This window comes from Sphaerisporangium sp. NPDC088356 (genome assembly GCF_040685555.1).
Taxonomy (GTDB): Bacteria; Actinomycetota; Actinomycetes; order Streptosporangiales; family Streptosporangiaceae; genus Sphaerisporangium.
In genome coordinates this window covers 48,994-58,444 of sequence record NZ_JBFBIK010000043.1, presented here as the reverse complement: position 1 = coordinate 58,444, position 9,451 = coordinate 48,994, and the positions used below count along the sequence as shown (strand labels likewise).

General features: G+C 72.8%; 9 protein-coding genes. 1 reads left to right on the top strand and 8 read right to left on the bottom strand.

From position 1 onward, the window contains the following. Positions 1 to 64: 64 nt before the first annotated feature. From AB0O34_RS18185 to AB0O34_RS18150, 8 genes are all read right to left on the bottom strand, one after another. On the bottom strand, positions 65 to 979 hold the full coding sequence (locus AB0O34_RS18185) for an ABC transporter substrate-binding protein (RefSeq protein WP_363916596.1): 915 nt from the start codon (positions 977 to 979) through the stop codon (positions 65 to 67). Continuing rightward, positions 979 to 2,142, bottom strand: a complete 1,164-nt coding sequence (locus AB0O34_RS18180) for an LLM class flavin-dependent oxidoreductase (RefSeq protein ID WP_363916594.1) — start codon at positions 2,140 to 2,142, stop codon at positions 979 to 981. Before AB0O34_RS18180 ends, AB0O34_RS18185 begins: the two co-directional genes overlap by 1 nt. Continuing rightward, entirely contained in the window at positions 2,132 to 3,199 is a 1,068-nt protein-coding gene (locus AB0O34_RS18175) for an LLM class flavin-dependent oxidoreductase (protein WP_363916592.1), read from the bottom strand. The genes AB0O34_RS18180 and AB0O34_RS18175 overlap by 11 nt, the downstream gene beginning before the upstream one ends. Next, positions 3,199 to 4,245: an ABC transporter substrate-binding protein gene (locus AB0O34_RS18170; protein ID WP_363916590.1), complete on the bottom strand. Its 1,047-nt coding sequence runs from the start codon at positions 4,243 to 4,245 to the stop codon at positions 3,199 to 3,201. The genes AB0O34_RS18175 and AB0O34_RS18170 overlap by 1 nt, the downstream gene beginning before the upstream one ends. 31 nt (positions 4,246 to 4,276) lie before the next feature. After that, complete coding sequence (locus AB0O34_RS18165) at positions 4,277 to 5,011, bottom strand: ABC transporter ATP-binding protein (RefSeq protein WP_363916588.1); 735 nt, start codon at positions 5,009 to 5,011, stop codon at positions 4,277 to 4,279. Beyond that, positions 5,008 to 5,874 (bottom strand): ABC transporter permease, encoded by an 867-nt coding sequence (locus AB0O34_RS18160; RefSeq protein ID WP_363916586.1) that lies wholly within the window; start codon positions 5,872 to 5,874, stop codon positions 5,008 to 5,010. The genes AB0O34_RS18165 and AB0O34_RS18160 overlap by 4 nt, the downstream gene beginning before the upstream one ends. Positions 5,875 to 5,879: 5 nt before the next feature. After that, positions 5,880 to 6,953 carry an NrtA/SsuA/CpmA family ABC transporter substrate-binding protein gene (locus AB0O34_RS18155; RefSeq protein WP_363916584.1) on the bottom strand — a complete coding sequence of 358 codons (1,074 nt, stop codon included), beginning with the start codon at positions 6,951 to 6,953 and terminating at the stop codon, positions 5,880 to 5,882. A 454-nt stretch (positions 6,954 to 7,407) separates the two neighbouring features. Then, a complete protein-coding gene (locus AB0O34_RS18150) occupies positions 7,408 to 8,004 on the bottom strand; it encodes a class I SAM-dependent methyltransferase (RefSeq protein ID WP_363916582.1) in 597 nt (198 codons plus the stop codon). A 257-nt stretch (positions 8,005 to 8,261) separates the two neighbouring features. Here AB0O34_RS18150 and AB0O34_RS18145 point away from each other — a divergent pair, with 257 nt between their 5' ends. Continuing rightward, positions 8,262 to 9,443 (top strand): hypothetical protein, encoded by a 1,182-nt coding sequence (locus AB0O34_RS18145; protein WP_363916580.1) that lies wholly within the window; start codon positions 8,262 to 8,264, stop codon positions 9,441 to 9,443. Positions 9,444 to 9,451: the final 8 nt, after the last annotated feature.

The following is a 9,451-nucleotide window of genomic DNA, read 5'->3' as shown; positions in this document are numbered from 1 at the left end:
GCCCGTCGCGCGGTCACCGTTACGATCATGGACCGCTACGGCGTCACAGGATACCGGGAACTCGTCAGGCCCTGGTGGACTCGACCAGGCGGCCGATCTCCGGGAGGACGGCCTCGGCCACGCTGATCTTCCGGTCGATCAGGCCGCTGGCGTGGAAGAGGTCGGCCGCGCGCTGCTGCTCGGCGACGAAGTCCTCGCTGACGGGGTGCAGCCCGAACGGGCGCGTGCGCAGGGCGTGCTCCCAGGCGTCCACGTCCCCGCCGTCCTCGGCCGCGAACAGCTCGGCCGCGGCCCGGGGGTTCTGCCGGATCCAGGCGTCGGACTCCTGCAGGGCCGCCACGATGGCGGCGAGCTCCTCCGGACGTCCCTCGGCGAAGTCGCGGCGGGTGAACCACAGCGAGCGGTGGCTGAACAGCCCGTCCGTCTGGACGAGCTCCCTGACGGAGGCCTCCCGCTCGACCCTGGTGAGCGCGGGGTACGAGCCCACCCAGGCGTCGACCTCCCGGTCGAGGAACAGCTGGGCGGCGTCCCCGTAGGCGTCCACCGGCTCGATGTCCTTCCAGGTCAGCCCGGCCCGGTCGAGGGCGAACAGCAGCAGGGTGGTCTGCCAGGAGCCGTGCCCGAGCGCGACCCGCCTGCCCGCGAGGTCCGCGAGGGAGGTGATGGGCGAGTCCTCGTGGACGACGAGCCGCCCGTTCTCGTGCCGCGAGCCGGAGACCGCCACGTACACGATGTCGAGGCCCTTGCCCTGGGCGGTGACCGGGGGCGTGGAGCCGGTGCCGATGAAGTCGTAGCCCCCGTCGAACAGGTGGTCACCGTGCGCGGAGGGCAGCCCGTCGGTGGGGGCGGGACGGTCCCCGGCGGGCAGGCTGCGCAGGTCGACCCATTCCACGCCGGGAAGGGAACGCTCCAGGGTGCCGCGGTGGCGCAGCACCCACAGCGAGTTGTTGTTGGGGAAGTATCCGACGCGAACGCTCATCAGATGGATCCTTTCGAAGTGGAAAGCGGGGAGTTGTGGCGGATGTCGTGGCCGCGTAGCAGCGGAAGCACCTCCTCGCCGACCCGGTACGCCTCCTCCAGGTGAGGCACGCCGGCGAGGATGAAGGCGTCGACGCCGATGCCGATCAGCTCGTCGAGCCGCTGGGCGACCTGCTGGTAGCTGCCCACCAGCCCGAACGCGGGGCCGCCGCGGAGCAGGTGGAAGCCGCCCCAGACGTTGGGCGACACCTCCAGCTCCCGGGGTTCGCGTACCGGCCAGGAGACGAACGACTGGCTGCGCAGCCACCCGACGGAGTCGCCGTCGGGGCCGCGGAGCGCCGTCGGGTCGACGTGCTCCCAGCCGCGCCGGATCTCGTCCCAGGCCGCCTCCTCGGTCTCGCGGGCCAGCACGTCGATGCGCACGGCGAACTTCGGCGAGCGCCCGATCGCCGTGCTGTGCTCGCGCACCTGGGCGAACTTGGCCGCCAGTTCGGGGAAGGGCTCCAGCCACGACAGGTAGTAGTCGGCGTGCCGCCCGGCCGCCTCGATCGCGGCCTTGGACGAGCCGGAGAAGTAGATCTCGGGGAAGGGCTGCCGCGCGAGCGGCTCGGGCAGGCCCGCCCCCTCGACCTGGTAGAACCGGCCCTGGTAGTCGAACGGGCCACCGTTCCACACGCCCTTGAGCACGTCGAGGAACTCCGAGGTGCGGGCGTAGCGGTCGTCGTGGTCGACCTTGTCGCCCCACCAGAGCTGGGCCGGGCCGCCCCCGCCGGAGATGATGTTGTACACGACACGCCCGCCGGTCGCCCGCTGGAGGCTCGCCGACATCCGCGCCGCCTGCACCGGGTGCAGGAAGCCCGGCTGGTAGGCGATCATGAACCGGTAGGTCGTGGTCTCGCGGGCCAGCGCGGCGGCCGTGGCCCACGGGTCGTCGGTGAAGGGGAACGACGGCAGCAGGCCGCCGACGAACCCCGAGATCTCCGACGCCCTCGCCACGTCGGCCATGTGGTCCACGTAGGAGTACCCGTCGCGGCGGCCGTCCCGCACGCCGGGGGTCAGGCTGCCCGGCACGACCGGCGCCCACTCCCCCCGGCTGGTCACCCGGCGGCGCAGCGACTGCTGGTCGCCGTGGGTCCCGATACGCCAGTAAATGTCAATGGGCATGCTCGATCTCCTTCGCGAACAGCGGCAGCAGCCGCTCGCCCAGCCGGTAGGTCTCCTCGATGGCGGGCCGCGCTTCCAGGATGAAGGTGGTGACGCCCTGGCCGAGGTAGCCGCGGATCCCGGCCGCGACGGTCTCGTACGAGCCGACCAGACCGGACCAGCCGGAACCGTCACCGCCGATCCGGGCGAAACCGGGCCACAGGCGGGTGCGCGGGTCGGGGTCCGGCAGGCCCGCCTCCTCGCCCCCGGTGAGCACCCAGAGCCGCCGGGCCTCGTCCCAGGCCTCGTCGTCGTCATCCCGCGCGAGGACGGGAATCCGCAGGCCGTACCCGACGCGGCGTCCCTCCCCCTCCGCGAGCGCGGCCAGCGCTTCGATGCCCGCCTGGACGTCCTGGTCCGGGGTGAACAGGTGGACGTCGGCGTGGCGGGCCGAGAGCGCCAGCGCCTCCGGCGAGGTGCCGGTCAGGTGGACGCGTGGGAAGGGCAGGCCCGAGTTCGGCGGCTGGAAGCCGCCCGCGAGCACCTGGTAGAAGCGGCCCTCGTAGGTGTAGCCCTCCTCGTGCCACACGCCCCTCGCCACGGTGAGGAACTCGTCGGCCCTCGCGTGGCGGTCGGCGCCTCGCAGGTGGTCGCCCTGCGAGCGCGCGACGGCCGGTTCCAGGTCGACGTCGAGCTGCCAGCCGAGCCGGTCGCCGGTGAACCGCTGGAGCGAGGCGGAGAACTTGGCCGCGTACACCGGCGTGGCCACGCCGGGATGGAACCCGGCCACGACGCGCAGGTGACGGCTCTGCCGGAGCAGCCCGGCCGCGACCACCAGCGACTCCTCGCCGGCCGGGTCGAACGGCACCAGCGCGCCGCCGAGGGCGGCGATCTCCGCGGCCCTGCCGATCTGCGCGAGGTGGTCGAACGGCCCGAAGGCGCCGGGCCGCGGATCGGTGACGAGTGAGGGCGGCGGGCGCCGCGCGCCGGGCCGCCAGTCGCCCCGGTCCCCGCGCCCGGGGTCGCGCCCGTCACCCCGGGTCGGCACGGTGATCAGGAAGTCCGGGTGCCCGCCCATCACGCACCCACCCCCGCGGGCTGTGCGGCGAGGCGCCCGCGGGCCAGTTCGAGGGGCTCGGGCGCCACCCACGCGTCGAGGTCCACGTCGGCGTCGAGGAAGCCGTGCACCAGCAGGAAGTCCTTCTGGACGCGCAGCAGGTCCAGCCGTTCCCGCGACAGGTCGGGGTGGAGCGAGCGGTGGAAGTCGCCCCGGTAGGCGGTCTCCACGGCCTCCGCCCCGGACCGCGTCTCGCCGGCCAGGATCTCGCGTACCCGATCGAGGTTGCCCTCCGCCCAGTCCGCGGCGCGCAGGGTCTGGGCCAGGAACCCCACCACCAGGTCGGGGTGCTCGTCCAGCAGCCGCTCGTGCACGGTGATCGGCCTCGGGGTGCCGTTGTTGACCCGCGTACGGCGGTCGGGGTGCGCGTCCAGGTCGACGGCCACCACGGCGCCTGTCTCCTTGGCCTGCTCCGCGGCCCGCGCCCCCTTGGCGTACACCGCGTCCACCTCGCCGCGGGCGAGCTCGGCGATGCCGGGCCAGGAGAACGCGCGGCCGTCTGTGTCCCGGCCCGCGCCCCGGCCGACCGACGGCCTGGTCGGGGCGGCCACCTCCACGAACGTGACGTCGTCGAGGGTCAGCCCGCCCTGCGCCAGCGCGCCCTTGGTCCCGTGCAGGGCCATGGCCCTGGGGAAGCTCTTGGCCCTGGTCTCAGCCCACGCGGGGAGCGCCACCCTGGCACCGGCGAGGCCGGCCGCCCCGGTGATGCCGGAGTCCGCCCTGACCAGGATGGACTGCCACTCCTCGATCCAGGTCAGGCCGATCAGCCGGGTCGGGGCGCCCGCCGACCGCGCGGCGAGCGCGGGAACGTTGCCGCCCTCCCGGAACAGCCCGAGCAGCTGGTGGTCGAAATGGTGCTGGGCCAGCTCAGGTCCCGCGTCCTGGAGGATGCCGACCGCGAGGCCGGCCGCCTGGAACTCCTCGGCCAGCCAGCCCTGGTTGTGGGCCAGGCCGCTGGCGGTGGGCACGGGGCAGCGGGTGTACCAGATCTTGTCTATGGATGACATGTGTCTCCTCATCGGCTCGTTGGCGATACGTCTAGTGCGAGGCGGTGACGACGCCGAGGTGGTTCAGGAACAGGCGGCGGTACTCGGCGAAAGGCGGGCTGTCGCGGTCCCGGGGATGGGGCAGGTCGATCGTCCTGTCGACCGCCAGCGCCCCCTCCCGCAGCACCACGACCCGGTCCGCCAGCCGGACGGCCTCGTCCACGTCGTGGGTGACCAGGACGACGGCCGGGCGGTGCCGCGCGCACAGCTCGGCGACCAGCTCCTGCATCTGGAGCCGGGTCAGCGCGTCCAGCGCGGCGAACGGCTCGTCGAGCAGCAGCACCTCCGGATCGCGGACCAGTGCCCTGGCGAGGGCCACGCGCTGCGCCTCGCCTCCGGACAGGGTCGCCGGCCACGCCCCGCCGTACCCGTCCAGCCCGACCTCGGCCAGGGCCCGGCGCCCGGCCTCGCGGGCGGAGGACGGGAGGCCGATGGTGACGTTGGCGAGCACCCTCCTGGCGGGGATCAGCCGGGGCTCCTGGTAGACGGTCGTACGGCGGGGAGCGGCGAGCACGGTCCCTTCGTCGGGGAGGTCCAGGCCCGCCAGGATGCGCAGCAGGGTGGTCTTGCCCGTGCCGCTCGGGCCGAGGAGGGCGAAGAACTCGCCCCTGCGGATCGAAAGGTCGAGGCCGGAGAGCACGGTCTTGGCGCCGAAGGCCTTGCTCAGCCCGCTGATGCGCACGGCCAGGTCGCGCGCCGGCTCGCTCATCTCGTCGTGCGGGTTCATCGGGCGACCACATGCCCGCGCCAGGGCATGGCGAGCCGCTCCACCAGCCGGATCACGGCGTCGAAGACCAGCCCGAGGACGGCGTAGATGAGGATGCAGAGCACCATGTAGTCGGGCCTGAAGTACTGCTGCGCCAGCGTGACCAGGTAGCCGATGCCCTCGGTGGCGCCGACCTGCTCGGCCGCGATCAGGCCGGTGAGCGAGACCGACAGGCAGATGCGCAGCGCCATCAGGATGTTGGGCAGGGCGCTCGGGATGATGACGCCGAGCGCGAGCCGGTGGCCCCGCAGACCGAAGCCGCGCGCCGCCTCGACGACCTTGCGGTCGACGTTCCGCACGCCGAGGTAGGTGTAGGCGTACATCGGGATGGCCGCCGACACCGCGATCAGCACGATCTTGAACGTCTCGCCGACCCCGAACCACGAGATGAAGAGCGGCACCAGCGCGAGGAACGGCACGGCGCGCATCATCTGCATCGTCGGGTCGACCAGCTCCTCGCCGAGCGCCGAGATGCCGGCGGCGACCCCGAGCAGCAGCCCGATCCCCCCGCCGGCCAGCACGCCCAGCCCGGCCCGCTGCGCCGAGGCGAGCAGGTACTCGGCGAGCTGGCCGGTCGCGGCCAGCTCGCGCAGGGCGGCGAGCACCGAGGCGGGCCCGGCCAGCACGTCCGGGGGGATGCGCCCGCTGCCCGCCCCGTACCACCAGGCGAGGAGCAGCAGTAGCGGCACGCCGATGCGCACGCCCGCCGACAGGGCCGCCGGGCGGCGGCGCGAACCGAGGTACCTCGGAACCTCCAGCCCGGCGCTCTCAACGGCCGGACGGGTCGCCGTCTGGTCCGCCGGGTGGACTCTCTCCAGGGTCATGGCGGTCACCCGGACGCGGCGGGCGATGAGGACCCGGCCGCGTTGAGGTCGAAGAGCACGTCCGCAGGGTCGATGGAGCCCGACACCACGCCGTACTTCTGGAACAGGCCGGCGACCTCCTGGATGTTGGCGCCGTCCTCCTTTGTCACGGTGCGGGGGATGTTCGCGTACTTCGCGGTGGCGATGTCCAGCTCCAGCCGAGGACCGGTGACGGCCGTCGGCCCCTGCTTGAGGAAGACGTTCTCGAACTTCTCCGGCTCCTTCTTGGCCTCTGCGGTCAGCTCCCGCAGCACGTCCAGGTAGACGCGTACCGCCTCGGGGTGCCGGTCGAGCAGCTCGTCGCGCGCGGCGGCGATGGTCAGGTCCCTGTCGTCGAGGTCGCGGCCGTGCACGACCACCCGCGCGCCCTTGGCGACCACTTCGGGGTAGGCCTTGACGATCGCCCACCAGGCGTCCACCTTGCCGGTCGCGAACGCCGACGCGCCCTGGTCGGGGTTGAGGTACACCCGCTTGACCCGGTCGACCGGGACCCCGGCCTTCTCCAGGGCGAGCAGGAGCAGATACTCGCCCTTGCCGCCCTTGTTCACGGCCACCTGCTTGCCCACCAGGTCCTTGACCGACCTGACCGGGCTGTCGGGGGCCACGACCAGGCCGTCGGTCTGCGGGGCGGCCGGGTCGGTGATCGGGTCGGTCACCGAGAAGATCTTGATGTCCGGGCTGTTCGCCAGGTAGCCGACGGCGGGCGAGATGGCCCCGGCCAGCACGTTCACCGAACCGGAGTGGACCGCGTCGATGGTGGCGGTGAACGAGGCGTAGGAGCCGCCCCACTCGACCGAGGCGCCGACCGCCTTGAGCCGCTTCTCGAGGATGCCCTCGCGCTTGGCGTAGGCGAGGGGGCCCGCGTTGCCGGGGTCCTGGAGCTTGAGCACCGCCCCCGTCCCCCCGGACGAGGATTCCTCACCGGCCGCGGAAGGCGTGCCGCAGGCGGTGGCGAGGCCGGCGAGCGAGATGGCCAGGGCCACGACCGCGGCGCGCACGCGGCGGCGAGGCCGGGGATCCAGGAGATGGCGATTCCACATGACGATGACGAGCCCCTTAGACAGTGGGATGTAGCGGCGGTCGCGACCGGCGGCGTCCTGCCACCGGGCACGGCGAGAGACCCCTGCGACCAGGGGCGACCAGAAGGGATGGAGATCAGGAGAGACGTCTCCAGCGCGACCCACGCGCGAGACGGACCACGTTCACCGACAGAGGCTGCTGTCCACGTACATGAAGTCGATCACGCGCCGGGCGGTCAAGGTCACTTTCGGCACAATACCTATATTTCAGGTAGGGAATATAGCAGTCAAGTCGTGTCTCACATGACGAGATGCCACAAAGACCGCAAACCCCACAAAAAGCCGTACGGGCGCACGTACGCGGGGTACGTGCGCCCGTACGGCGCGGCGGCGGGTCCGCTCCTAGCGGCCGGCGTCGAGCCCGCCCAACGAGGTTCATCGCAGAAGCGGACGAACGTGTTCGGCGGTCGGGGGATCAGAGGGCGCGGCGGTGCACGCTGACGGCGTAGCCGCCGCCCTCGTACGGCGCGGCGTCCCAGGTGGCGAAGCGGTGTTCCAGGGTCAGGCCGGACGCCTCGCACCAGCCGTCGTACTCGGCCAGCTCCACGCTCGGCGGGATCGGCAGGTGCGCCGCGTCGAGGCCGAACCCCGCGACCAGCAGGCCGCCCTTACGCAGCGCCCCGGCCAGAGCCCGGACGGCGGCGGGCTCCGTGCCCGGGGCGAGCAACGGGATGACGTTGCCCGCCGCGACCACCAGGTCAAAGCCACGCAGCCCTGTGAGGGTGGCCAGATCGGCCTCGATCCAGCTCATTTCGGGTGCACGTCGCCGGGCCTCCGCGAGCATCGAGACGTCGAGGTCCACACCCGTACAGTCGTATCCCAGCTCGGCCATGCGGATCGCCACCCGCCCGGTGCCACAACCCGCGTCGAGCACCCGCGCGCCGGCCGCTACCAGCGACGCGCACAGCGTCGCCTCGCCGTGCACGTCCACCCCCGAGCCCGCCAACCTCGCGAACCGGGACGCGTACTCCGCCCCCGAACCACCACCGGTCAACTCGGCCCAACGGCTCACGCGGCACCTCCATGTAGGGGAACGTCAAACTAGCGGACCGGCCCCGAAAGGGAGAACCTTCGACAGCCGGGGCTCGGGGACCGGGTACGGGCGGTACTCTTCTTGGCGGTTCGGGTGGTTCCGGATCACTGATCGCGAGCGGGCCGCGCCCGGCCAGGACGCAGGGCCGTACGAGCGCCAAGGCCCGCGCGCGGAGGCCGTCACGTCGAGGGGACCGAGACGCTGAGCACCAAGATCGCCACGACGACGGGCCTCCGATGACAGGGCCGGACGAACCGGGACTCGACGACCAGCCGGGGTCTGCGGAACCGGAGCGCGACGACCGGTCGCCCACGACCGGGTCTGCGGAACCGGGACGCGACGACCAGCCGCGCACGACCGGGCCGGAGGATCCCGGACGCGTCGCGGCGGGAGTGCCTGGACGGTGGTCGCGGCTGTGGCGGGCGGTCATGGTGCTGGTGTCCGTTCCCGTGCTGGTCCTCACGGCGAGCGGCGCCTCGCTGTACCTGCTGAGCCTCGGCACTCCGGCGCCGCGTTCGTACACGCGCGGCCAGGACGCGGTGTGGCTCGGGCACGCCTGGGTGGACGGGCGCAACGGCGACCGCGAGCTGGCCGCGCTCGCCACCCGGCTCCGGGGCAGCGGCATCAGCGACCTGTATCTGCACACCGGGCCGCTGGACTACGACGGCACCCTGCCCGCATCCCTGTATCCGCGCGCCGCCTGGGCCGTCGCCGCGCTTCACAGCATCATGCCGGGCCTGCGCGTACACGCCTGGCTCGGGCAACGGGTCGAGCCGGGCGAGCTGGACCTCTCCTCCGCCACGGTGCGCGCCAACATCGTGCGGTCGGCCGGGCAGGCGCTGGCCACGGGCTTCGACGGCATCCACTACAACTTCGAGCCGGTGCCCGACGGCGACCAGGGCCTCCTGACCCTCCTCGACGCCACGCGCGCCGCCATACCGCCCGGCCGGGGCGTGCTGTCGATGTCGGCGCACCACGTCGAACCACTGCCCGGCATGAGCCTGCTCCACCTCCCCGGGGAGGCCAAGTGGTGGACGCCGGGCTACCTGACCCAGGTCGCCCGGCGTCTCGACCAGGTGGCGGTGATGAGCTACGACACGGCCCAGCCGACCGAGGCCCTCTACACCGGCTACGTCCGCAGGCAGACCGAGCTCGCCCTCGCGGCCGTCCCGCCGGGCACCCGGCTGCTGATGGGACTGCCCGCCTATCACGACGACAACTGGACCCGCCACGCCTCCGCCGAGACCGTGAGCGCCGCCGTCAAGGGCGTCCGCCTCGGCCTCGGCACCAAGGCCCGCACCCGCTTCGGCGTCGCCCTCTACGTCGACTTCGCGGCAACGGAATCCGACTGGACCGCCTACCGCCTCGGCTGGGCGGCGAAGGGGTCCGCCACCTCGGACGCGGCCGTCACGCGCTAGCGCGCCCG

Coding starts and splice junctions, on each gene's coding strand:
- AB0O34_RS18170 (WP_363916590.1), bottom strand. CDS start 4,245: ATGTCATCCATAGACAAGATCTGGTACACCCGCTGCCCCGTGCCCACC.
- AB0O34_RS18180 (WP_363916594.1), bottom strand. CDS start 2,142: ATGCCCATTGACATTTACTGGCGTATCGGGACCCACGGCGACCAGCAG.
- AB0O34_RS18160 (WP_363916586.1), bottom strand. CDS start 5,874: ATGACCCTGGAGAGAGTCCACCCGGCGGACCAGACGGCGACCCGTCCG.
- AB0O34_RS18155 (WP_363916584.1), bottom strand. CDS start 6,953: ATGTGGAATCGCCATCTCCTGGATCCCCGGCCTCGCCGCCGCGTGCGC.
- AB0O34_RS18175 (WP_363916592.1), bottom strand. CDS start 3,199: ATGGGCGGGCACCCGGACTTCCTGATCACCGTGCCGACCCGGGGTGAC.
- AB0O34_RS18165 (WP_363916588.1), bottom strand. CDS start 5,011: ATGAACCCGCACGACGAGATGAGCGAGCCGGCGCGCGACCTGGCCGTG.
- AB0O34_RS18145 (WP_363916580.1), top strand. CDS start 8,262: ATGACAGGGCCGGACGAACCGGGACTCGACGACCAGCCGGGGTCTGCG.
- AB0O34_RS18185 (WP_363916596.1), bottom strand. CDS start 979: ATGAGCGTTCGCGTCGGATACTTCCCCAACAACAACTCGCTGTGGGTG.